This is a genomic window from Serratia sp. P2ACOL2 (assembly GCF_003691565.1).
GTDB classification, from domain to species: domain Bacteria; phylum Pseudomonadota; class Gammaproteobacteria; order Enterobacterales; family Enterobacteriaceae; genus Serratia; species Serratia liquefaciens.
Window position 1 is genome coordinate 4,122,426 of sequence record NZ_CP033162.1, and the last position, 21,217, is coordinate 4,143,642.

The 21,217-nt window shown below is 52.9% G+C and carries 24 protein-coding genes and 1 other RNA gene; 15 read left to right on the forward strand and 10 right to left on the reverse strand.

Annotated elements, in window-relative coordinates:
- Positions 1–2: 2 nt before the first annotated feature.
- Complete coding sequence (locus tag EBA31_RS19945) at positions 3–785, reverse strand: tRNA1(Val) (adenine(37)-N6)-methyltransferase (protein ID WP_122080039.1); 783 nt, start codon at positions 783–785, stop codon at positions 3–5.
- A 99-nt stretch (positions 786–884) separates the two neighbouring features.
- Between EBA31_RS19945 and srmB the strand changes: the two genes are divergently transcribed.
- The gene (gene srmB / locus EBA31_RS19950; RefSeq protein WP_020828264.1) at positions 885–2,210 is read left to right on the forward strand and encodes an ATP-dependent RNA helicase SrmB; all 1,326 of its coding nucleotides are present in this window, start codon (positions 885–887) and stop codon (positions 2,208–2,210) included.
- Positions 2,211–2,268: 58 nt separating this feature from the next.
- Here the strand turns inward: srmB and EBA31_RS19955 are convergent, their stop codons facing one another.
- The 3 genes from EBA31_RS19955 to grcA form a co-directional block, all read right to left on the reverse strand.
- Positions 2,269–3,024: an ankyrin repeat domain-containing protein gene (locus EBA31_RS19955; protein WP_122080040.1), complete on the reverse strand. Its 756-nt coding sequence runs from the start codon at positions 3,022–3,024 to the stop codon at positions 2,269–2,271.
- Positions 3,017–3,979, reverse strand: coding sequence for a DUF2974 domain-containing protein (locus tag EBA31_RS19960; protein ID WP_122080041.1), 963 nt, complete (start codon positions 3,977–3,979; stop codon positions 3,017–3,019). The genes EBA31_RS19955 and EBA31_RS19960 overlap by 8 nt, the downstream gene beginning before the upstream one ends.
- 186 nt (positions 3,980–4,165) lie before the next feature.
- The gene (gene grcA / locus EBA31_RS19965; protein ID WP_020828267.1) at positions 4,166–4,549 is read right to left on the reverse strand and encodes an autonomous glycyl radical cofactor GrcA; all 384 of its coding nucleotides are present in this window, start codon (positions 4,547–4,549) and stop codon (positions 4,166–4,168) included.
- Between the two features lie 346 nt (positions 4,550–4,895).
- Here grcA and ung point away from each other — a divergent pair, with 346 nt between their 5' ends.
- Positions 4,896–5,579 carry a uracil-DNA glycosylase gene (gene ung / locus EBA31_RS19970; protein WP_020828268.1) on the forward strand — a complete coding sequence of 228 codons (684 nt, stop codon included), beginning with the start codon at positions 4,896–4,898 and terminating at the stop codon, positions 5,577–5,579.
- Positions 5,580–5,630: 51 nt separating this feature from the next.
- On the opposite strand, the gene grpE is transcribed toward ung, so the two are convergent.
- Entirely contained in the window at positions 5,631–6,203 is a 573-nt protein-coding gene (gene grpE / locus EBA31_RS19975) for a nucleotide exchange factor GrpE (protein WP_020828269.1), read from the reverse strand.
- 124 nt (positions 6,204–6,327) lie between these two features.
- Between grpE and nadK the strand changes: the two genes are divergently transcribed.
- The 3 genes from nadK to bamE all read left to right on the forward strand — a co-directional run bounded on the left by nadK (position 6,328) and on the right by bamE (position 9,406).
- Positions 6,328–7,206 (forward strand): NAD(+) kinase, encoded by an 879-nt coding sequence (gene nadK / locus EBA31_RS19980; protein ID WP_020828270.1) that lies wholly within the window; start codon positions 6,328–6,330, stop codon positions 7,204–7,206.
- A gap of 86 nt (positions 7,207–7,292) precedes the next feature.
- The gene (gene recN / locus EBA31_RS19985; RefSeq protein WP_020828271.1) at positions 7,293–8,954 is read left to right on the forward strand and encodes a DNA repair protein RecN; all 1,662 of its coding nucleotides are present in this window, start codon (positions 7,293–7,295) and stop codon (positions 8,952–8,954) included.
- 113 nt (positions 8,955–9,067) lie between these two features.
- Positions 9,068–9,406, forward strand: coding sequence for an outer membrane protein assembly factor BamE (gene bamE / locus EBA31_RS19990; protein WP_012146393.1), 339 nt, complete (start codon positions 9,068–9,070; stop codon positions 9,404–9,406).
- Between the two features lie 114 nt (positions 9,407–9,520).
- Here bamE and EBA31_RS19995 read toward each other — a convergent pair whose 3' ends face one another.
- Positions 9,521–9,805: an RnfH family protein gene (locus EBA31_RS19995; protein WP_020828272.1), complete on the reverse strand. Its 285-nt coding sequence runs from the start codon at positions 9,803–9,805 to the stop codon at positions 9,521–9,523.
- On the reverse strand, positions 9,798–10,232 hold the full coding sequence (locus EBA31_RS20000) for a type II toxin-antitoxin system RatA family toxin (protein ID WP_020828273.1): 435 nt from the start codon (positions 10,230–10,232) through the stop codon (positions 9,798–9,800). Before EBA31_RS20000 ends, EBA31_RS19995 begins: the two co-directional genes overlap by 8 nt.
- A gap of 161 nt (positions 10,233–10,393) precedes the next feature.
- Between EBA31_RS20000 and smpB the strand changes: the two genes are divergently transcribed.
- The 4 genes from smpB to EBA31_RS20020 all read left to right on the forward strand — a co-directional run bounded on the left by smpB (position 10,394) and on the right by EBA31_RS20020 (position 14,379).
- Positions 10,394–10,876: an SsrA-binding protein SmpB gene (gene smpB / locus EBA31_RS20005; protein ID WP_020828274.1), complete on the forward strand. Its 483-nt coding sequence runs from the start codon at positions 10,394–10,396 to the stop codon at positions 10,874–10,876.
- Between the two features lie 49 nt (positions 10,877–10,925).
- Positions 10,926–11,289, forward strand: a transfer-messenger RNA (tmRNA) gene (gene ssrA / locus EBA31_RS20010).
- Positions 11,290–11,481: 192 nt separating this feature from the next.
- Entirely contained in the window at positions 11,482–12,690 is a 1,209-nt protein-coding gene (locus EBA31_RS20015) for an integrase domain-containing protein (RefSeq protein ID WP_122080042.1), read from the forward strand.
- A 3-nt stretch (positions 12,691–12,693) separates the two neighbouring features.
- Positions 12,694–14,379: an AIPR family protein gene (locus EBA31_RS20020; RefSeq protein ID WP_122080043.1), complete on the forward strand. Its 1,686-nt coding sequence runs from the start codon at positions 12,694–12,696 to the stop codon at positions 14,377–14,379.
- A gap of 286 nt (positions 14,380–14,665) precedes the next feature.
- On the opposite strand, the gene EBA31_RS20025 is transcribed toward EBA31_RS20020, so the two are convergent.
- Positions 14,666–14,920, reverse strand: a complete 255-nt coding sequence (locus EBA31_RS20025; RefSeq protein ID WP_122080044.1) for an ogr/Delta-like zinc finger family protein — start codon at positions 14,918–14,920, stop codon at positions 14,666–14,668.
- Entirely contained in the window at positions 14,917–15,642 is a 726-nt protein-coding gene (locus tag EBA31_RS20030) for an NAD-dependent aldehyde dehydrogenase (protein WP_122080045.1), read from the reverse strand. Before EBA31_RS20030 ends, EBA31_RS20025 begins: the two co-directional genes overlap by 4 nt.
- Before the next feature lie 544 nt (positions 15,643–16,186).
- On the opposite strand from EBA31_RS20030, the gene EBA31_RS20035 reads away from it, so the two are divergent.
- The 6 genes from EBA31_RS20035 to EBA31_RS20060 are packed head-to-tail and all read left to right on the forward strand — an operon-like array spanning position 16,187 to position 20,181.
- Positions 16,187–16,447, forward strand: coding sequence for an AlpA family transcriptional regulator (locus EBA31_RS20035; protein ID WP_122080046.1), 261 nt, complete (start codon positions 16,187–16,189; stop codon positions 16,445–16,447).
- Complete coding sequence (locus tag EBA31_RS20040) at positions 16,444–16,689, forward strand: hypothetical protein (protein ID WP_122080047.1); 246 nt, start codon at positions 16,444–16,446, stop codon at positions 16,687–16,689. The genes EBA31_RS20035 and EBA31_RS20040 overlap by 4 nt, the downstream gene beginning before the upstream one ends.
- Positions 16,690–16,694: 5 nt before the next feature.
- Complete coding sequence (locus EBA31_RS20045; protein ID WP_122080048.1) at positions 16,695–17,240, forward strand: host cell division inhibitor Icd-like protein; 546 nt, start codon at positions 16,695–16,697, stop codon at positions 17,238–17,240.
- A complete protein-coding gene (locus tag EBA31_RS20050) occupies positions 17,237–17,500 on the forward strand; it encodes a hypothetical protein (protein WP_122080049.1) in 264 nt (87 codons plus the stop codon). Before EBA31_RS20045 ends, EBA31_RS20050 begins: the two co-directional genes overlap by 4 nt.
- Positions 17,497–17,835, forward strand: coding sequence for a DUF5375 family protein (locus EBA31_RS20055; RefSeq protein ID WP_107227513.1), 339 nt, complete (start codon positions 17,497–17,499; stop codon positions 17,833–17,835). Before EBA31_RS20050 ends, EBA31_RS20055 begins: the two co-directional genes overlap by 4 nt.
- Positions 17,836–17,847: 12 nt before the next feature.
- Complete coding sequence (locus tag EBA31_RS20060) at positions 17,848–20,181, forward strand: primase-helicase zinc-binding domain-containing protein (protein WP_122080050.1); 2,334 nt, start codon at positions 17,848–17,850, stop codon at positions 20,179–20,181.
- Between the two features lie 402 nt (positions 20,182–20,583).
- Here the strand turns inward: EBA31_RS20060 and EBA31_RS20065 are convergent, their stop codons facing one another.
- A complete protein-coding gene (locus tag EBA31_RS20065) occupies positions 20,584–20,931 on the reverse strand; it encodes a DUF6404 family protein (RefSeq protein WP_122080051.1) in 348 nt (115 codons plus the stop codon).
- Between the last annotated feature and the right edge of the window lie 286 nt (positions 20,932–21,217).

The window sequence follows — 21,217 nt, forward strand, 5'->3', positions numbered from 1 at the left end:
TTTCAATAGAACAAGTAGAAATCGGTAATCAAACGGCGGAACGCCTCGGTGTAACTGCCATCAGCCAGCTTGATCGCCAGGCTTTGCGCCGCTTTTTGTTCCGTCGGTTGACGGGTCAGGGCCAGCAGCACGCGATGCAACGGCGTATCGGCGCGATCGCTGACGTTCAGCCGTTGCGCAGTATGCCATCCACGGCGTTGTGCATTACTTTCAAAGGCCTCACCAATATCATGCGGCAGCACTACGCAAAAATTCCCCTGTGGGGCAATCAACCGTTCCGCGCTTTCCAGCAAAGCATCGTGGGTAAGCGTTTCAGTATAACGCGCGTTGTGACGAGCCTGGTCCCGGCAGGCGACAGCCGGCTCAAAATATGGCGGGTTGCTGACGATCAGGTCGTATTGGCCGGCATGGTGCTGGGCATAATGATGAATGTCCTGCGCATGCACCCGGATACGCTCAGGCCAAGGCGATTCCTGAGCGTTGTCACGCGCCTGCGCGGCGGCAGCCTCGTCCAGCTCCACGGCGTCAATCAGCACGGACTCGGCTGAACGCTGTGCCAACATCAGCGCGATCAGTCCGCTACCGCTGCCGATATCCAGCACGCGTTGCGCCTGCGCCAAGGGCGCCCATGCGCCGAGCAGCACGCCATCGGTGCCCACCTTCATTGCACAGCGATCGTGAGCAACAAAAAACTGCTTAAAGGTAAAACCACCGCGACGCGGGGTGAAATTTGCTTTCGATTGAGTACTCACAATAACCACCTGAAGACAAAACTGGCGTAGCATAAGGCAATCTGATTTTTGGGAAAAGAGATGCTTTCCGCTTAAATAGGTGAAGAACGCGGCCAACCCGTCTATAATCGGCGCCCCAAGTAGAGGTAGACCATGACAGTAACCAATTTTTCCGAACTCGAACTCGATGAACGCCTGATAAACGCCCTGCGCGATAAAGGCTACGAACGCCCAACCGCCATTCAAGCCGAGGCGATCCCGCCTGCGATGGATGGGCGCGACGTATTGGGTTCGGCGCCAACCGGCACCGGCAAGACCGCGGCATTTTTGCTGCCGGTATTGCAACATCTGCTCGACTTCCCACGTAAGAAGTCCGGCCCACCGCGCGTACTGATCCTGACTCCGACGCGCGAGCTGGCGATGCAGGTAGCCGATCAGGCTCGTGAACTGGCTGCTCATACTTCGCTGGATATCGCCACCATCACCGGCGGCGTCGCCTATATGAACCACGCGGAAGTCTTCAGTGAAAACCAGGACGTGGTGGTCGCGACCACCGGCCGCCTGCTGCAGTATATTAAAGAAGAAAACTTCGACTGCCGCGCAGTAGAGACGCTGATCCTCGATGAAGCCGACCGCATGCTCGACATGGGCTTCGCGCAGGACATCGAAACCATTTCCGCCGAGACCCGCTGGCGTAACCAGACCCTGCTGTTCTCCGCGACGCTGGAAGGCGATGCCATCCGCGAATTCGCCGAACGCATTCTGAAAGAACCGGTAGAGGTCGAAGCCGATCCGTCACGCCGCGAACGTAAAAAGATCCTGCAATGGTACTACCGCGCCGACGACGTACAGCATAAAACCGCCCTGTTGGTGCACTTGCTGCAGCAACCGGACGTGCAGAAATCCGTTATCTTCGTGCGCAAACGTGAGCGTGTGCATGAGCTGGCCGGCTGGCTGCGCGAGGCAGGCATCAACACCTGTTACCTCGAAGGCGAAATGGTGCAGGCCAAGCGCAACGAAGCGGTAAAACGTATGATGGACGGCCGTGTGAACGTGCTGGTCGCAACCGACGTTGCCGCCCGTGGTCTGGATATCCTGGATATCACCCACGTGTTCAACTTCGACATGCCGCGCACCGCAGATACCTATCTGCACCGTATCGGCCGTACCGGTCGTGCCGGGCGCAAGGGCACCGCAATTTCGTTGGTTGAAGCACACGACCACCTGCTGCTGGGCAAAGTGGGCCGTTATCTGAACGAGCCGCTGAAAGCACGCGTGATCGATGAGCTGCGTCCATCAACCAAAGTGCCAAGCGAAAAGAGCAACGGCAAGCCTTCGAAGAAGGTACTGGCCAAACGCGCGTCAGACAAAGAAAAGAACAAAGAAAAAGCCAAGGTGAAAGTACGTCATCGCGATGCGAAAAACGTAGGCAAACGCCGCCAGCCAAAGGCCAAGCCTGAGGGCAGCGGCGCGAAGTAATACCGCCGCAGTGAATAAAAACCGCCTCCTTTTCCGCAGGCGGTTTTTTTATGCCCCGTTACTGCTGTCCGTATTGCGCCACCTGTTGATGGGCTTTCAACCAGGCGTTCAGTTGACGATAGCGATCGCGCATTTCTTCATTCTGCAATGCCGTCGGCGTCTGCGATAAGTAGAACTGGAAGGCCACGCCTTGCTGATTGCGCGCTTTGGCGTCCGCCCCCGCCTGCAACAGCATCAGCGCCAACTGCGGCGCATTGATTTTTGCCGCCAGGTGCAAAGGCGTATCCCCCAGCCGATCGCTAAGGGTGACATCGGCACCGGACACCAACAGCAGCCGTACTTGCTCCTCCCGCCCCGCCAAGACTGCCGCTGCCAGCGGCGTAGCACCGGTCACCGCATTGCGCGGATTCAGCGGCACTCCGTGAGCCAACAGCAATCGAAGATACTGCGGGTCCTGCACCGCAGCGGCAGTATGCAACGCGCTATTGCCATCCAGGCCCGGAGTGGTCGCATCGGCCCCCAACGCCAGCAGCGAGCTTAGGCTTTGCGTTTGCTGCGACAGTATGGCCCATTGCAGCAAAGTGACCTGACGGTCCCCCTGTTCATGCAGGCGCGCCTCAGTTGCCTGTTCGGCAATCCCGTTGGTGTCACCACGCGCCACTGCCTGAGCCAGTGCCAGATTGCTGCGCCCGTTAAACGGAGAAATTTCCTGATTCATCTGTTGTTCCTTAGCCATCATCAGCAAACCGGCGATCGCGATTACCGCCAGCGTGGCGACCATTAACGTCTGCCATAGGCGCCGCCGTTCAGGCATTGGCCTTCGTCTCCCATGGCTTTTGCTCCGCCATCGAGCCGATCACCTTATCAATCCCATGAGCAGTCAGGCTGCGATCCAGGTGCTTGCTCGGGCGCCAGTCGTCAATGCCGCTCAGGGTGTCGTTATTGGCCAGCGTGATTTTATGCCCAATGGCATCCGGGATCAGCGAAGTGGATTCCTGCGTGCTGGTCAGCATGTCGTATTGCTCGCTGTAACGGCGGATACCACCGGCTTGTGCATCCTGCTTCGCCGCTGCCGGATCGATCCCCATACGATTCAGCGTATAATCGGAAACCCCGGCAGCGTTAAAAGTCACCGCCACCGTACCCGTTGCCAGCGCTGCCGTAGCCGCCAGACCGCCGCCAAGCGAATGACCGGCGATCACCAGCGCATCACCAAAGGCTGTCTTGGCGCTTTTCGCAAGGGATACCGCCTGATTGTACTGCACATCGTCATAGCCGGTCGCCTGGCGCACGTTGCTCAACCAGTCGCGCATATCATTGGTGCCGGCGAAGGCCAACACATACTGCTGATTATCACTGTAGATCCCGGCCTGAAAACCCGACGCCGCATCCTGCAGACTGGCAGGATCAATGCCGACCCCCAGCAAAGCATCGGCACTCAACCGATTGAACCCCTCGATGCCCTGACTGCCGGTGCTGTAAACGTCTTTAGCCAGTAACGCCAGCGTATAGTCCCCCTTCTGTGGCTGCTGACCGCGTGTCACGCCCTGATTCGCCGCCGCCGGCGCTGCTGCCGACAAATCGCTCGCCAGCGTGTTCAGCAGGTTCTGGGCATTCAGGCTATTCTGGGAAAGCGTGGCCGCGGGGGCCTTTGATGCCGAGGGTTCAGTAGGCTGGGAAGGATCCAAACGCTCTGGCAGCGTACGCGTTGCCGGGGGCAGAATCGCCGCGGGGCTGACCGCAGAGGTAAAACTCAAAGACATACTCATGCCGACTCCTTGTCGATAGACTTATCAATGCCGCACCTCATTGGGTGCTGATGTAGCTATCGGCAGGTCGGAGCAGTTCTGTAATGAGAAGAATTATCTTTGCGAGGAATGTGATCCGGATTCACTTTCTGACCGTTGCGGCAAGAAAAAAGGGAACCGAAGCTCCCTTATTAAGCGTGCGTAAAATTACAGACTTTCTGTAAAAGTACGTGTAATCACGTCACGCTGCTGTTCTGGCGTCAGCGAGTTGAAACGCACTGCATAGCCGGACACGCGGATGGTCAGCTGCGGGTATTTTTCCGGATGCTTAACCGCGTCTTCCAGAGTTTCGCGACGCAACACGTTCACATTCAGGTGCTGACCACCTTCTACGCGAACGGTCGATTGCATTTCCAATGGCACTTCACGGTACTCGATCTGGCCCAGTTCGCTGACCGGTACCACCTGATCTTCCGCATAGTTGGCTTTAGCGCAAACGCAGCGGGCTTCTGATGTTTCGTCGTCCAGCAGCCAGAAAGAGTTCACCAGCGCCTGGTCGTTCGCTTTAGTGATTTGAATACCAGTAATCATTTTGTTGCCTCCGTACAAGGGCGAAAAATTCTACTTCGAAAGAAAACCCAATGTTGGTTTCGGCCATTTGGTAAAACCATTGTTGTCTTGTTGTTCTGTATACCAGTCTGGCCGGGGCAATTCTTTGATTAAAGTCAATTTTCACGGGGTACCCACAGAGCGAGAATGGGCAAGTTTATGTTTTATGTCAATTTTCCCTGTAGAGCACATCGCAATTATTTTTGTAAATTTTAAAAAATATTTATATGCAGGAGCGCGGCGGAAAAAGAAAAGCAGGTTTCGCTGCGTGGCACTAAACGGTAAGCTATGCCCAGTGAATTGTTAACGAAAACAAAGGAGAGCGTTTATGTCCACCTCCCTCACCTGGCATGATGTTATCGGCAAGGAGAAAGAGCAGCCCTATTTTCATGAAACGCTTGCCTTTGTTGCCGCTGAACGCCAGGCCGGTAAGACCATTTACCCACCGCAAAAAGACGTGTTCAACGCCTTTCGTTATACCGAGCTAGCGGACGTGAAGGTGGTAATCCTCGGTCAGGATCCCTATCACGGCCCGAATCAGGCCCACGGGCTGTCCTTTTCGGTGCTCCCTGGCGTACCCGCGCCCCCTTCGCTGGTAAACATGTACAAAGAGCTGGCGACGGATATCCCGGGCTTTGAGCGCCCCAGCCATGGCTACCTGCAAAGCTGGGCGGAACAGGGTGTGCTGTTGCTGAACACGGTATTGACCGTTGAAGGCGGCCAGGCGCACTCCCACGCCAAACTGGGCTGGGAAACCTTTACCGACAGAGTGATCGCCGCGCTGAATGAAAACCGCGAAGGCATCGTGTTCCTGCTCTGGGGATCGCATGCGCAGAAAAAAGGCAACTTTATCGATCGCAACCGCCACCACGTGTTGAAAGCGCCACATCCATCGCCGCTTTCCGCCCACCGTGGGTTCTTGGGCTGTCGCCACTTCTCGCAAACCAACCAACTGTTGGAACAGCAGGGGCTGGCGCCTATCGACTGGCTACCGCGACTGCCGCAGGCATAACCCAGACGCAAAAAAGGCACCCGCAGGTGCCTTTTCCTTATTGAATTCGGCTTAAGCCTTGGCTTTGGAAACCGCCACCATCGCCGGGCGCAGCAGGCGACCATTCAGCGTATAGCCTTTCTGCATCACCATCATGACGTGGTTCGGCTGGTGATCGGCAGATTCCATCAGGCTCATTGCCTGGTGCACATCCGGGTTGAACGGCACGTTAATATCACCAACGATTTCAATCCCGTACTTACGCACAACGTCCTGCAGGGACTTCAGCGTCAGCTCGATGCCTTCAATCATCGCCGTCAGTTCCGGATTGTTTTTATCCGCCAGTTCCAGCGCGCGCTCCAGGTTATCCAGCACCGGCAGCAGATCACCGGAGAACTTCTCCAGCGCAAATTTGTGTGCTTTTTCGATATCCAGCTCGGTGCGGCGGCGGACGTTTTCCATTTCCGCTTTGGCACGCAGCAGGCTGTCGCGTTCATGCTGCTGGGCTTCGGCCAGTTGAGCTTCCAGCTCAGCAATGCGCTCATCCCGCAGATCGACGCCCTCAGCCGCTTCCGGCAAGACTTCCTGCTGTTCCATTTCTTCCGAGACTTGCTCGTTTGGCGTCTTCTGTTCTTTACTACTCATGAATATCTCCGCGTTTTAGCATTAATCTCGCAACTTGGCTTATTATGGGGATCAAAACCGGGGTTTCAAGTCAACCGGTCACAATGTGGGGCATAAACTGGTCCCGGTGAGGAAAATCACAACAATGAATAAAAAATTCGCCTGTATTGGCATTGTTGGCCACCCGCGTCACCCTTCGGCGCTGGCAACGCATGAGATGTTGTTTCACTGGTTAGTCGCCCGAGGCTATTCAGTGATGATTGAACGCCAAATCGCTCAGGATTTGGGGTTAAAAGATGCGGTTACCGGCAGCCTGGCGGATATTGGCCAAAAGGCCGACCTGGCGGTAGTGGTCGGCGGCGACGGCAATATGCTCGGCGCAGCCCGCGTTCTGGCCCGCTACGACATCAAGGTGATCGGCGTTAACCGCGGCAATCTCGGCTTCCTGACCGATCTTGACCCCGACAACGCACTGCAGCAACTGGCCGACGTGCTGGAGGGCGAATACATCGATGAACAGCGCTTCCTGCTGGAAACCATCGTGCACAAAGAGAACCAGCAGTGCCGCATCAGTACTGCCATCAACGAAGTGGTACTGCATCCGGGTAAAGTGGCGCACATGATCGAGTTCGAAGTGTATATCGACGATCGCTTCGCCTTCTCGCAACGCTCTGACGGTCTGATTATCGCTACCCCGACCGGTTCGACTGCCTATTCGCTTTCTGCCGGCGGCCCGATCCTGACGCCATCGCTGGAAGCCATCGCGCTGGTGCCGATGTTCCCGCATACCCTCTCGGCCCGCCCGTTGGTGATCAACGGCAACAGCACCATTCGCCTGAAGTTTTCGCAGATCGGCAGCGATCTGGAAATCAGCTGCGACAGCCAGATCGCACTGCCTATCCAGGAAGGCGAGGAAGTATTGATACGCCGCAGCGATTTCCATTTGAATCTTATTCATCCAAAGGACTACAGCTATTTCAACACGTTAAGCACCAAGCTGGGCTGGTCTAAAAAATTGTTCTAAAAATATCGCCAGCCCCTTTACTGTATATAAAACCAGTTTATACTGTATGAAACTACAGTTATGTGTTTATACACAGGAAGGTTCCCATGCTGGCGCAATTGACCATCAGCAATTTTGCTATCGTTCGTGAGTTGGAAATTGATTTTCAACCGGGTATGACGGCGATTACCGGTGAAACCGGCGCCGGTAAATCTATCGCCATCGACGCACTGGGGCTGTGCCTCGGCAACCGCGCCGACGGTAACGTCGTCAGGCTGGGAGCCGCCCGTGCCGATATCTGCGCCCGTTTTTCACTGGCAGATACCCCTTCTGCACGCCAATGGCTCGAACAGAACCACCTGGACGACAGCAATGAGTGCCTGCTGCGCCGGGTCATCAATGCAGACGGCCGCTCACGCGGCTTTATCAACGGCACTTCCGTACCGCTTTCGCAACTGCGCGAACTCGGTCAGTTGCTGATTCAAATCCACGGTCAGCATGCCCACCAGTTGCTGCTCAAGCCCGATCACCAGAAGCAACTGCTCGACGCCTATGCCGACGAACCTGCCCTGTTGGCGCAGATGCAACAGGCTTATCAGCGTTGGCACCAAAGCTGTCGCGAACTGGCCCATCATCAGCAACAGTCCATCGAACGCGACGCACGCCAACAGTTGCTGCAATACCAATTGAAAGAGCTGAACGAGTTTGCGCCCGTGGCCGGTGAGTTCGAACAGATAGATTCGGAGTTCAAACGCCTGGCCAACAGCGGCCAATTGCTGACCATCAGCCAGCAGACCCTGCAATTGCTGGCTGACGATGAAGAAAACAACATGCTGAGCCAGCTTTACACCGCCAAACATCTGCTGGTTGAGCTGGTCGGCATGGATGAGAAACTCAGCGGGCTGCTGGACATGCTGGAAGAGGCGTCGATCCAAATCAGTGAGGCCAGCGACGAACTGCGTCACTATGCCGATCGCATGGATCTGGACCCCAACCGCCTGCAAGAACTTGAACAGCGTCTGTCGCGCCAAATTAACCTGGCGCGGAAACATCACGTTGCGCCAGAGGAACTGCCACAGCTGCACCAACAGATGCTGGATGAGCAGCAGTTGCTGTCGCAGCAAGAGAACGACCATGAACACCTTAACGAGGCGGTCACTCTGCATCATCAGCAAGCGCTGCTGTTAGCGGAGCAATTGCACCAGAAGCGCCAGCACTATGCTGCAGAGCTGACCACGTTGATTACCGACAGCATGCAGGCCCTCTCCATGCCGCACGGCAAATTCAATATCGACGTCCGCTTCGAGCCGCAGCATTTGAGTGCTGAAGGGGCCAGCCGCACCGAATTCTGTGTGTCCACCAACCCAGGTCAACCGCTGCAAGCGCTGGCGAAAGTGGCCTCCGGTGGCGAACTGTCCCGCATTGCGCTGGCTATCCAGGTGATTACCGCTCGCAAGATGGAAACCCCGGCGCTGATTTTCGACGAAGTGGACGTCGGCATCAGCGGCCCGACGGCCGCCATTGTTGGGCGCCTGTTGCGTCAACTTGGAGAATCTACCCAAGTCATGTGCGTCACCCACCTTCCACAGGTGGCCGGTTGTGGGCATCAGCACCTGTTTGTCAGCAAGCAGACTGACGGCACGGAAACCGAAACGCAGATGTCACCGTTGGATAAACGTGCTCGTTTGCAAGAATTGGCGCGCCTTCTTGGCGGCAGCGAAGTCACCCGAAACACCCTGGCGAACGCAAAAGAACTGCTTGCTGCATAGAAAAGCTCAACTTTTTTACTTTCCTGAGGTCATATTGGGGCCCTGTAAAGGTTTCCAACTGCTGCAAGGTCTATTATCATCGGCATCCTATGCCCTAAAGGAATGTGATTACTATGCGCTGTAAAACGCTGACTGCCGCCGCTGTGGTTCTTGTGATGCTGACTGCAGGCTGTTCTACTTTTGAGAAGGTGGTTTACCGGCCTGACATCAACCAAGGGAACTACCTGACGTCAACCGACGTAGCTAAAATCCAAAAAGGTATGACCCAGCAACAGGTCGCTTATACATTGGGAACCCCAATGCTGCAGGATCCGTTCGGTACTCAGACGTGGTTCTATGTGTTCCGCCAGCAGCCGGGTCATGAAAATATCACCCAGCAAACTCTGACGCTGACCTTTAACAGCGCGGGCGTATTGACGGATATTCAGAACAAGCCTGCGCTGACCAAATAATCAGTACAGGAACTGTCGTCCGGCCCGTGAGGGACGAATCAAGTTCTTCATGACAGTCACAGGCTGCAACTCGGAAGATAAAATTCTGATAAAAAATAAGGCGCACTCAGCGCCTTATTTTTTTGCCTTCTCTGCCCGTTGACGGCGCAGCTCTTTGGGATCGGCAATCAATGGGCGATAGATTTCCACCCGGTCGCCATCATTGAGCACATCGCCCAACTTGGCCGGTCGGCTATAAATGCCCACCTTGTTACTTTGCAAATCAATGTCACTGCGCAGTTCCAGCAATCCGGAGGCCACAATCGCCTGCTCAACATTGCTGCCCTCTGCCAGTTTCACGTTGCGCAGATACTGACGCTCCGGCAAGGCATAAACCACCTCAACCCGTATCTCAGACACTGTAAACCTCTTTCGCCCGCTGGGTGAATGCCTGCACCATATTGCCGGCCAACTCTTTAAATACCTTGCCGAACGCCAACTCGATCAGTTTGTTGGTAAATTCGAAGTCCAGGTGCAGCTCAACCTTACAGGCTTCCGGACTGAGCGGCGTAAAGTGCCAGCCCCCCATCAACTTGCGGAACGGGCCGTCAACCAGTTGCATATTGATGCTCTGGTTATCCAGCAGCGTATTGCGCGTGGTAAAAGTTTTGCTGATACCGGCTTTGGCAACGTCCACCGCGGCGGTCATTTCATTGTTGGACGCGTTAATCACCCGGCTACCGGTACAACCTGGCAGAAAATCGGGATAAGAATGAACATCGTTAACCAACTGATACATCTGCTCGGCGCTGAACGGCACTAACGCAGACCGACTGATCTGGGGCATATCATTTCCTGTGAGACACAAAACATACAAATCATACCATTTATCTATCGGCAAACAAAAAATCTGCTATGCAAGACAGGAGCCAAAAATGCGAAAAATTGCGCAGGTGCTGAGCGGTAAAGGATTTCTTTCGCTGACGCATCCAGTATAATGAACGCACTATGACAAAGAAAAAAGCTCACAAACCTGGTTCAGCCACCATTGCGCAAAACAAGCGAGCACGTTTCGAATACTTCATTGAAGAAGAAATCGAGGCGGGCCTGTCCCTGCAAGGGTGGGAAGTCAAATCGTTGCGTGCCGGCAAAGCCAACCTCAGCGACAGCTACGTGACCTTCCGTGACGGTGAAGCCTATCTTTTTGGCGCCACCATCACGCCGCTCAGCGTGGCTTCATCGCATGTGGTCTGCGACCCGACACGTACCCGCAAACTGCTGTTGAACAAGCGCGAGCTGGACTCGCTGTTCGGCCGCGTTAACCGCGAAGGCTATACCGTTGTTGCCCTGTCCATGTATTGGAAAAATGCCTGGGTCAAGGTCAAAATCGGCGTAGCCAAAGGCAAGAAAGAACACGATAAGCGCGATGACATCAAAGATCGTGAGTGGCAGACGGCGAAAGCCCGTATCATGAAGCACGCCAACCGATAAGCCTCTGGCTTAACGGGTTAAACTTCTGGTATACTGCACAAAGTTACTTGGGGCTGATTCTGGATTCGACGGGATTTGCGAAGCCCTAGGAGCATGCCGAGGGGCGGTTGGCCTCGTAAAAAGCCGCAAAAAAATAGTCGCAAACGACGAAAACTACGCCCTAGCAGCTTAATACCCTGCTAAGAGCCCTCTCTCCCTAGCCTCCGCTCTTAGGACGGGGATCAAGAGAGGTCAAACCCAAAAGAGATCGCGTGGATGTCCTGCCTGGGGCTGAAGCGTTAAATCCAATCAGGCTAGTTTGTTAGTGGCGTGTCCATCCGCAGCTGACCGGCGAATGTAAAGATTGGACTAAGCATGTAGTGCCGACGGTGTAGTAATTTCGGACGGGGGTTCAAATCCCCCCAGCTCCACCAAATGATGATCCGGGTATTACCAGATAAGTCCGGAGAAGTACGGAAAGCCCGCATCCCACTTAGGTTTGCGGGCTTTTTTGTGTCTGTAGCAGTCCGAGAACATCCAGCTAAATCCGGGATTTATTGGTATACGTTTAGGTATACGTTAAAATGTATGCCATAAACGTATACCAATTATGGAAGAACCCTTACATGGCGCGGACTACACGCCCCCTCACACATACCGAAGTACAAAAAGCCAAAGCCCTAGAGAAAGACCTCACCCTGCACGACGGTGACGGCCTGTTCCTGTTAGTCAAAACCACCGGCAAGAAACTGTGGCGTTTCCGCTACCTCCGCCCCGGCACCAGTTCACGGACTATGGTTAGCCTCGGAGCCTACCCTGCCCTGTCACTTGCCGACGCCCGGCAAATACGTGCCGAAAAGCTCGCGATACTGGCAAGAGGCATTGACCCACAGGCCAAAGAAGCAGAAGAAGCAGAACAAAAGCAGGTAGCCCAAGAAAGCATTTTCCTGAATGTGGCAAAGCAATGGTTCGCGTTGAAGCAGGCCAGCGTTAGCGCGAAGCATGCAGAAGATATCTGGCGTTCTCTCGAGAAGGACATATTACCGTCTATTGAAAATATCCCGGTTCAGGACATCAAAGCGCGTTTGCTGATCCAAGTGCTGGAACCTATCAAGGCCCGTGGCGCATTAGAGACAGTTCGCCGATTAGTACAGCGTATTAACGAAATCATGATCTACTCAGTCAACACTGGCTTGATTGATGCTAATCCGGCTTCTGGTATTGGTAATGCATTCGAACGACCTAAGAAGCAGCATATGCCGACTATACGACCAGAAGAACTGCCTAAGCTGATGCGCACAATCTCGATGAGCAATTTATCAATCCCAACCCGCTGCTTACTTGAGTGGCAGCTACTTACGCTTATACGTCCTGCAGAAGCCTCGGCAACCGCATGGGCTGAGATCGATATAGAAAACCGTGAGTGGCGTATTCCGGCAGAAAGAATGAAGGCTAAGCGTGAGCATATCGTTCCACTGTCAGACCAAGCACTAGAAATACTCGAAATCATGCACCCTATCAGCGGCAGACGTGAGCACGTATTCCCTAGCCGTAACGATCCTCGAAAACCGATGAACAGCCAAACAGCTAATGCAGCTTTAAAACGTATTGGCTATGGTGGGAAGTTAGTCGCGCATGGGTTACGGTCTATTGCCAGTACAGCAATGAATGAAGCTGATTTGAGCTCGGATATAATTGAAGCAGCACTTGCACACAGTGATAAAAATGAAGTTAGAAAAGCTTATAATCGCTCAACATATTTATCTCAGCGTGTGCCATTAATGAAATGGTGGGGCAAATATGTTGTTAACACAAAAAATTACATTAAGGACTAAATAATGTCTAAAAAAACCAATGACCAAATAATCTTAGAGCAAATACTCAAAGATAAAAAAAGCGAATTAGGAATTGAAATATCTGATACTGATTTTTTTGAAATGTACACTGCATCTGAAATTTTAAAAGATTACGATGTTACCTACGATGACATTGGTTATGGCGTGGTCGGCAATGGAGGTGATGGGGGAATAGACTCAATTTTTACTTTTGTAAATGGAGAGTTGCAGAAAGAAGATACTCAATTAAACATGCAAACGAGGAAAAATCATATTGAATTAATCATTATCCAATCAAAAACCTCACCTACATTTAAAGAAGATGCAATAACTAAGTTCCGTGAAACCATCCAAGATTTATTCAATTTAGCAAATGACGTTTCTAAATTCAAACAAAGATACAATGCTCTTCTTTTAGAGAAGGTTTTAATTTTTAGAAATGCATATTCAAAACTTGCAAAAACATTTCCTACCATTGTTATAAGGTTTTTTTATGCCACACAGGGTATGGACACAGGCATTCATGTCAATGTATCTGATAAATCAGTGAAGCTCCATGAGGATATAAATAAACTATTTAGTGGCGCGAATTTCGAGTTCAATTTTATTGGTGCGAATACTCTATTAGAAATGAGTAGAAACATACCTGCTAGTTCCCGGACACTCGAGATATCGGAGCAACCAATTAGTACATCTGCTGGAAGTTATATTTGCCTTGCATCTTTGACAAAATACTATGCATTTGTAAGTGATAATGGTGCCCTAGCTAGAAGCATTTTTGAATCAAACGTGCGAGATTATCAAGGTAGCGTAACTGTAAATACTGGAATACGTTTAACTTTAAATAACATTAATTCAGATGACTTTTGGTATTTGAATAATGGAGTAACAATAATAACTCCAAAAGCTGTAAGTGCTGGAAAACAGATAACTATAGAAGATCCACAGATTGTAAATGGCTTGCAAACGTCTCATGAAATCTATCGACATTTCTCTGAACTCAGTTCAATAAATGATGATAATCGCTCAATACTCATTAGAATAATCTGTGAAGAAAATGAAGAAGCAAGAGACAGAATCATTAGGGCAACAAATAGCCAAACAGCAATTCTCCCAGCCTCGCTAAGAAGTTCAGATGAAATCCATAGGAATATTGAAGATTATTTAAAAGCAAACGATTTTTACTATGACAGGAAGAAAAACTTCTATAAAAACATTGGTAAACCTGCATCTAAAATAATCAGCATCGCATACTTAGCACAGGCAATGATGACTATAGTATTATTTAGACCTGACAGCGCTCGAGCGCGGCCATCAACGCTAATAAATTCAGATATAGAATATAAAAAAATATTCAGCCTGGATATAAGCATAGACACATACTTAAAAGTAATTTTAATTATTAAGGCTACCGAAACTTTCTTGAAAAGCGAAAGAGAAAATTATACTCCAGATGTGAAGACGATAACGAACATTAAGTATTATGTGGCAATGACAGCCGCAATAAAATACTTAGGAACTAAAGATAATATATTGAACGCATTAGCCAATATTTCACAAATAATAATCAGCGATGATATTTTTAATGAAAGCTTACAGATTGTACAAAAAAACTATGTCGAATTAGGCGCTGACGATCAAGTTGCAAAGGGTGCAGTTCTTACACCTAAAATTCTTTCTGAGCTTTAAATATTTATTACACATTCGAACCCTAGAAGCATCGCGCGCGCAATACTCCCTCGCCTACGCGCTCTGACTTTATCATGCACATTTCATGCATGACTCAGAGGCCCTGTAAGCCCTTGTGGCGCGGGGTTTCGGCTGTTTTGAGAGGCTGGGAATTAATGCAAAATCATGCACCCTATGCATGCACGCGCAGTTTGAAGCAGGCTAGCCAGAAAAAAGGCTGTTTTCGGGCTTGGAGGAAGGGTAAAAACCCCGCTGCAAAATCAGTATTGTAGCGGGGCCAGTTCAATCAATGGAGTGTTTGATTTCGGCTATAACGGCGGTAGCGGTTTAATGTCCTTTTTTCCGGCGGTGGTAAATCATCGCCGGTCACCGACTCCGCTTGAATGGGCTGGCATAAAATCTTATCGACGCTTTCTACCGTTTTAAAGGTGCAGGAACACACGATGTTCTGGCACTGGTAATAGGCCTCTTTCGTTTGTTCGGTCACATAACGGCTGGTACGGGTATAAGACGAATGGGTGCACAGCGGACAACGCATCATGATGTGACCCCTTGCTGCTGCAAGCGCTGACGTTTTGCTCTCAGCTCTGTTGCAACCTGCATTCGACGCATTAGACTGTTTTGCAGTTCTGGCAATACCCCGGTTTCTTCCGGCTTCGTCAGCCCGATGTCGTTCAATACCGGATGTTCAATGCTCTGTAGCGCCGTTGCAACACGTATACGGCCGTTCAACGCCCCTAACAGACGTTGCTCAATCATGTTCATCGGGTCATTCCCGTAGACGCCGTAAGCTTCTTTCGCCAGCACACAAGCCTTGATGACATCAGGACTGATAAGCGCGGCGCTTAGTGCATCCACCGCCTTACTCATCGCATGTTCGGCAAAGGCCGTAAGGGCTGCTTCATGTGCGGCTACCACCTTCGGGGCCGACGCGCCGCAATCAAGGTGAAGCTCCGTTTTGTCCAGCTCCATTTCTTCAACCAGACCGTCGAACTCTTTCGCCAGCTCCCGTTTGGAAATCCGGCTGTGGTGTTGCGCTTGTAGCTCTGGGGTCATTTCCCCACGCAGTTTGCGAAACAGGGTGCGCCACTGGCTTTCTGCCTCATGACTTTCCACTTCCGTGTCTTTCTTCTGTTGATGACAGCGGGCGATCCCCGTAATGACGTCCGTCAGTGCCTGATAGTTTTTGTCGTGGGCGGCGCGGGCATCACGCAGGGCTTGCAGCTTGTCGTTGATGTGCTGGGGTAATGCAGTCGTGCTCATGGGGTTATCTCCGGTGTCAGTCAATGTGAGGCTATTCTGCTGACTGCCGTACAACATCGCCATTCATCCCGGTTGGACTGTCCGCAGGACAACAGCCCCAAAAACTGACGATAAAACCATCAAGGAGATTTTAGTTTTATATAAAACTATTCACTACTGTTCACTTTAATAAAAAAGGTAGATAAATCAGTAAATAAAGCAGTGAACAGTTTCTCTAAAACTCGTCACCTAGTTTTCACTACTGTTCACTCGGCTAAAAACAGCCTTTTTTCTGGCTAGCTGGCATTTAATGTTTTTATCTATTTATTCGCTGAAAACCAATCGGTATTACTGGTAAGTGGAGTTGTCATTAATTGTCACAGATTGTCAATATGAGGCAATAAAGGGCAATACGTCCATTTGATTGAAAAACAAGAAAAAATCTCAGGTTCCACACAACATTCCCTTGTTGCCTCCCCGCAAAATATTCTCATAATAGGGCGCTACCAGACGAACCCACACAGCACCGGTGAGATCCCACCGGGTATAAACGAGGTAGCATTCCATGTTTGCAGTTGCCACACAGACCCCTTCCACACTCTTGCCCGTCCCGGTCGATTACACGCCCCGTGAGCGTTTCATTCGCCTGCCGGAAGTGCTGTATACCACCGGGCTGTCACGCTCTACCGTCTACGAGATGATGAGCCGCAAGCAGTTCCCGGCCCAAGTTTCCCTTGGCGGTAAAACCGTGGCGTGGCTCGAATCAGAAATCGAAAGCTGGATGGCTGAACGTATCGCCAACCGTCATCAGGAGGCTGCAGCATGATGCGGTTAACGCTCGGCCGACAGAGCTTTACCCTGAACAATACCGACGCACTGTTTGTCGCAGAAGCCATCCTGTTGCAACGTAAGCAGCCGGATATTGCCTTACCGGAACACCGCAGCGATAAGCACGGCGTGATCCACCTGGCCAGCAGCCTGGCCGAACCGCGTCTTTTCCGTGCCATGCCGGTGCCGCTGACCCGCGCCGCCGCCGATACCCGCCACGACCAGCTTACCGACTGTTGATCACTATGCGATCGATTGAACGTCCGGGGGCGTCTTACGGCTTGCCCCCACGTCCGGCACTGCGCTATAGTCCCCCCGCTGTCGCACAATCGGCGGCCGGGCGTGGAAACCCGTGTAACTTATTGGCGACACAACACGCGCCATGCGTGTTTTTTTATGTCGTAGCCTTAGTGCACTCATTTTTTGCACAGTGGTATTTATGCTACTGTGGCTGTCAAACAATGGTGGCTCAGGCGGGGCTGACCTCGGTCAGGCCGGTTTCCAATAAGGCCGGTATTTCCACCCCCGTCTGGGCTACCACCCATAAGCGTGGAAACTTCGGTGGTAGCAATAACCAATACTTATTGGAGGCTGCCACCATGGCTACTATCCTCACCCCGACTCACCCTAAATTCTGTTTCCTGTTTGCGGCCATTCGCCGTACTGCCCTGACGGCAGCCCCGTGCATGCTGCGCACCGTGGCGGATTCCGAGCACAGCGCCCGCCGCCTGCTGACACGTGACTACATTTTGTCGTTTGCGGGCCGTCTGCCTGTACAGGGGGTGGCATGAATACGCTGGCCGCCCGCTTCCACAGTGAAACCTTCTATCCTATTCCGCATGCTGATTTCCTGCGTCTTCAGCACGCGCATTCTACCGGCGTGCTGTTCCTCGACATGCTGGACACCCTTGAATCGACCGGCCAGTGCCCGGACGTCGCTCAAAAAGCCGCCTTTGCGTCTGTCATTGCGGTACTCACTGACCAGCTCGGACAGGTCGTCAAAACCTGTGACTCCCACATTCTCGCCAGCATGGAGGCTTCCGCCGCATGAACACCCCACAGTCTTGTTTACCCGTTGAAGTCCGCACCGCCGTTTACCGCCGCGCATTGGCCCATGCCTATCTCGATACCTGCGCGTTTTACCGGGTGAATCCCGGCTACACGCTGGATGAACTGCAAATGGCGATTGCGATGGACATTGAGGGCTATTTTGTCCGCCAGCACGGCGCGGAAGTGGGCATGGACATGGCCTGCACCATGCTCAGTGACATGGTGCAGCCGGATATTCTGGTGGCGCCGCCGCGCCTGACCACGCTCGGGCAAAAGATGATGGATGAGCTGTGCTGTGGCCGGATGGCCGTCACCTGTAACACCACCGTGCACTGAGGAGGCAAAACAATGACCGCATTAAGCGTTTCTCACACCTCACGTGCAGCGACCGGCCACTGGCCGGTGTTGCTCCCGGCACTGGGCATTCACATCACCGCAGGGGGCCGGGCGCAGCCCTGCCCGGTCTGCGGCGGCAAAGACCGCTTTCGTTTTGATAATCTGCAGGGCCGCGGCACATGGTTCTGCAACCAGTGTGGCGGTGGCGATGGCCTGAATCTGGTCGAAAAAGCACTGGATGTGACCACCAAAGAGGCCGCCGTAAAGGTGGCCGGGGTATTGGGTGAACCGTCGGGCAGCGCCTTGCCCGAATACAATCCCCAGCAGGAACAGCAGGACAAAGCGCAGGCGCGAAATAACGCAGCACAGCAGGCCAGACAACTGCTCGCCAGCGCCCGGCAGCAGGCCGGAAAAACCTACCTGACCGCCAAAGGCTGGCCGGATATCGACACCCTGACATTACAGGGGCCGTCACTGCGCGTGGGCGGTATCACTTACCAGCCCGGCGACCTGCTATTGCCCCTGACTGACAGCGCCGGGGACGTGGTCAACGTCCAGTTGATCAACGCAGCAGGCGACAAGCGCACACTGGCCGGGGGGCAGGCAAAACACGCCTGTCATTTCCTGCCGGGGCAGGATAATGCCGTTATCTGGCTGACTGAGGGCTACGCTACCGGCCTGACCGTGCATCAACTGACCGGGGAAAGCGTCTGCGTAGCGCTCAGCGCCAATAACCTGCCCGCGATGGCGCAACAGTTGCGCGCTCAGTATCCTGATGCGTTGTTGCTGTTGGCAGCCGACAATGATGAGAACGGCACCGGGCAGGCCCGTGCCGCCGAAGCCGCGCAACTGAGCGGCGGTAAACCGGCGTTGCCACCAGAGGTGGGAGATTGGAACGACGTATACCAGCAACAAGGCAAGCTGGCCGCGCTTGCGCAGTTGACGGCCTTTAGCCAGCCCAAGCAACCCAGCCCGTTCGATACGCTCAGCGATGCCGACCTGAAAGCCATGAGCGCCAGTGAAAAAGCCGAACTGCTGGCGGAGCACTACCAGCATCTGTTGGCCGTGCCACAGGTCGGTGAAGACCTGTGCCGCTATGAAAACGGTGCATGGCAGGTGTTGCCATACCGGGTGCTTAGCCGCGAAATTGCCGCCCTGTTTCAGAAAATCCGCGCCCCGTTCTCGGCTGCAGGAATCAACAGCATTCTGGATACGCTCAGACTGATGGTGCCGCAAATGGGCACGCCGGCACGGCACCTGATTGGCTTTCGTAACGGGGTATTTGATACCACCACCGGGCAATTCAGTGCGCACCAGAAAACGCACTGGCTGCGCACCGTCAACAGTGTGGACTACACGCTGCCCAAGGCCGGGGAAAATCTCGCCGACCATGCCCCGCACTTCTGGCGCTGGCTGACCCGCGCTGCCGGGCAGCAACCCGAAAAACAGGCGCGTATTCTTGCCGCGCTGTTTATGGTGCTGGCGAACCGCTATGACTGGCAACTGTTCCTTGAAGTCACCGGCCCCGGTGGCAGCGGTAAAAGCGTGATGGCCGCGATAGCCAGCCTGCTGGCAGGGAAAGACAACACCACGTCGGCCACCATCGATACGTTGGAATCCTCACGGGAGCGCGCCTCCGTGGTCGGGTTTTCGCTGATTATCCTGCCTGACCAAGAGAAATGGAGCGGTGACGGTGCGGGCATCAAAGCGATCACCGGTGGCGATGCGGTGGCTATTGACCCGAAATACCGGGATGCCTACTCCACGCACATTCCGGCGGTGATTCTGGCGGTGAACAACAACCCGATGCAGTTCAGTGACCGCAGCGGCGGCGTGTCCCGTCGCCGGGTCATCCTGCCGTTCCCGGAGGTGATACCGGCCAACGAGCGTGACCCGCAGTTGCTGGCAAAAATCACCGGCGAGCTGGCGGTGATCGTGCGCCACCTGATGCAGCGTTTTGCCGTGCCCAATGACGCTCGCACATTGCTGGAAGCGCAGCAGAATTCCGATGAAGCGCTGGAGATTAAACGCAGTGCCGATCCGCTGGTCGATTTTTGTGGCTACCTGCTGGCAGTCAGTGCACCCGACGGCCTCTATATCGGTAATGCCAACATTACCCCGGCGAACCCACGCAAATACCTGTATCACGCGTACCTCTCTTACATGGAAGCGCGGGGACACAAGTACCCATTGAATCTGACCGCGTTCGGGCGTGCCGTGCCGCAAACCCTGCGTGAGTACGAAATAGCGCTGTTGAAACGCAAGACCAATCAGGGGATGCAGACCAACCTGATATTGAGCGAAGACTGCGAAGCCGACTGGCTCCCCAAGTGTGAAATGCGTTAAGCGAATAGCGCCACGATCGTTTCTGCCGATCAATACGCGGTTATTGATCTGCCGAACCCATTGGACGCTGTTGCGCGGGGCCGCTTATAGTCGAGCGGTACAAACCGCATACACCCAACACCAGGGAAACCCGTAGCGGTGACTACTCAGGCCTGCATTGCAGGCCTTTTCTCTGCCTGAAATCTTTCCCTGCCGCTCACCCACAGCACAATAAACAACCGGCTCAGGCCGGTATTTTGCATTTATAGGGCTGACTGTTCACGGTGAGTGACCAGTCAGGGCAAACTCATCACCAACTAATCACCGGTTAATTAATTGTTTTTAATCAACTAAAAACAAAAGTGAACAGTGTGACCAGTTTTTCTATAAATCTTTTTTTCTGCCGTTTAGAGCATTGCCGTGTTAGAAACTCTTCCAGTCAGGCAGTTTGTTGGCACGCTTGCGCCAATAGTGGATTAACGCCATGAATAAACCAAACAGCAAACCGGCAATGAGGGCGTTTAACGCCGCGATTGGTACGCTGACACCTTCATTTTTCCAGCTACTAAACCACATGAGAATGCCCCATAGAGGGCCAAACCAGACGGCGAAAAACAGAGTATTCAGCCAGAAGGGGGCAAACGGTGGCGGTGGCATTTTACCCCCCAACTTCCAAAACAGGCGCAAGATCGGTGGCGCATAATTGCTCCGCCACATCTTTTTATCTTCCATCAGGGCTATTGCCTTTTTCTTCTTATCTTCAAATGCCATCATCCGAATCCTTTCATTGGGTATCTATAAAGACTGTCTAATAATATGCCTTATCCAGAGTCAGCCATAGAGGGAGCTGTTTGGAAAACGGAAAAAATCCCACTCTAAGAATTTTTAGGCAAACAGGTTCTGACAGGCAGCTTTAGCGAGGAGCGGACGTTGACTGAACTGAGTTGTAGGAAAGGCAAAAAGTAGCTGATTCAGTTAAGCGGGATACTTAAAGTTTTGGTAAGTAAAAACGAGAGCGAGTTGTTCTGGGAAGTGAGATATCTAAAGACCTGCTTCC

What these genes read in the sequence shown, in the direction of transcription:
- EBA31_RS20040 (WP_122080047.1), top strand. Translation starts at nt 16,444, where the DNA reads ATGATGCGGTTAACGCTCGGCCGACAGAGCTTTACCCTGAACAATACC.
- EBA31_RS20045 (WP_122080048.1), top strand. Translation starts at nt 16,695, where the DNA reads ATGCGATCGATTGAACGTCCGGGGGCGTCTTACGGCTTGCCCCCACGT.
- grcA (WP_020828267.1), bottom strand. Translation starts at nt 4,549, where the DNA reads ATGATTACTGGTATTCAAATCACTAAAGCGAACGACCAGGCGCTGGTG.
- EBA31_RS20020 (WP_122080043.1), top strand. Translation starts at nt 12,694, where the DNA reads ATGTCTAAAAAAACCAATGACCAAATAATCTTAGAGCAAATACTCAAA.
- EBA31_RS19960 (WP_122080041.1), bottom strand. Translation starts at nt 3,979, where the DNA reads ATGAGTATGTCTTTGAGTTTTACCTCTGCGGTCAGCCCCGCGGCGATT.
- grpE (WP_020828269.1), bottom strand. Translation starts at nt 6,203, where the DNA reads ATGAGTAGTAAAGAACAGAAGACGCCAAACGAGCAAGTCTCGGAAGAA.
- EBA31_RS19945 (WP_122080039.1), bottom strand. Translation starts at nt 785, where the DNA reads ATGCTACGCCAGTTTTGTCTTCAGGTGGTTATTGTGAGTACTCAATCG.
- nadK (WP_020828270.1), top strand. Translation starts at nt 6,328, where the DNA reads ATGAATAAAAAATTCGCCTGTATTGGCATTGTTGGCCACCCGCGTCAC.
- EBA31_RS20015 (WP_122080042.1), top strand. Translation starts at nt 11,482, where the DNA reads ATGGCGCGGACTACACGCCCCCTCACACATACCGAAGTACAAAAAGCC.
- recN (WP_020828271.1), top strand. Translation starts at nt 7,293, where the DNA reads ATGCTGGCGCAATTGACCATCAGCAATTTTGCTATCGTTCGTGAGTTG.
- EBA31_RS20065 (WP_122080051.1), bottom strand. Translation starts at nt 20,931, where the DNA reads ATGGCATTTGAAGATAAGAAGAAAAAGGCAATAGCCCTGATGGAAGAT.
- EBA31_RS20030 (WP_122080045.1), bottom strand. Translation starts at nt 15,642, where the DNA reads ATGAGCACGACTGCATTACCCCAGCACATCAACGACAAGCTGCAAGCC.
- bamE (WP_012146393.1), top strand. Translation starts at nt 9,068, where the DNA reads ATGCGCTGTAAAACGCTGACTGCCGCCGCTGTGGTTCTTGTGATGCTG.
- ung (WP_020828268.1), top strand. Translation starts at nt 4,896, where the DNA reads ATGTCCACCTCCCTCACCTGGCATGATGTTATCGGCAAGGAGAAAGAG.
- EBA31_RS20035 (WP_122080046.1), top strand. Translation starts at nt 16,187, where the DNA reads ATGTTTGCAGTTGCCACACAGACCCCTTCCACACTCTTGCCCGTCCCG.
- EBA31_RS20025 (WP_122080044.1), bottom strand. Translation starts at nt 14,920, where the DNA reads ATGATGCGTTGTCCGCTGTGCACCCATTCGTCTTATACCCGTACCAGC.
- smpB (WP_020828274.1), top strand. Translation starts at nt 10,394, where the DNA reads ATGACAAAGAAAAAAGCTCACAAACCTGGTTCAGCCACCATTGCGCAA.
- EBA31_RS20050 (WP_122080049.1), top strand. Translation starts at nt 17,237, where the DNA reads ATGAATACGCTGGCCGCCCGCTTCCACAGTGAAACCTTCTATCCTATT.
- EBA31_RS20060 (WP_122080050.1), top strand. Translation starts at nt 17,848, where the DNA reads ATGACCGCATTAAGCGTTTCTCACACCTCACGTGCAGCGACCGGCCAC.
- EBA31_RS20055 (WP_107227513.1), top strand. Translation starts at nt 17,497, where the DNA reads ATGAACACCCCACAGTCTTGTTTACCCGTTGAAGTCCGCACCGCCGTT.
- EBA31_RS19955 (WP_122080040.1), bottom strand. Translation starts at nt 3,024, where the DNA reads ATGCCTGAACGGCGGCGCCTATGGCAGACGTTAATGGTCGCCACGCTG.
- EBA31_RS20000 (WP_020828273.1), bottom strand. Translation starts at nt 10,232, where the DNA reads ATGCCCCAGATCAGTCGGTCTGCGTTAGTGCCGTTCAGCGCCGAGCAG.
- srmB (WP_020828264.1), top strand. Translation starts at nt 885, where the DNA reads ATGACAGTAACCAATTTTTCCGAACTCGAACTCGATGAACGCCTGATA.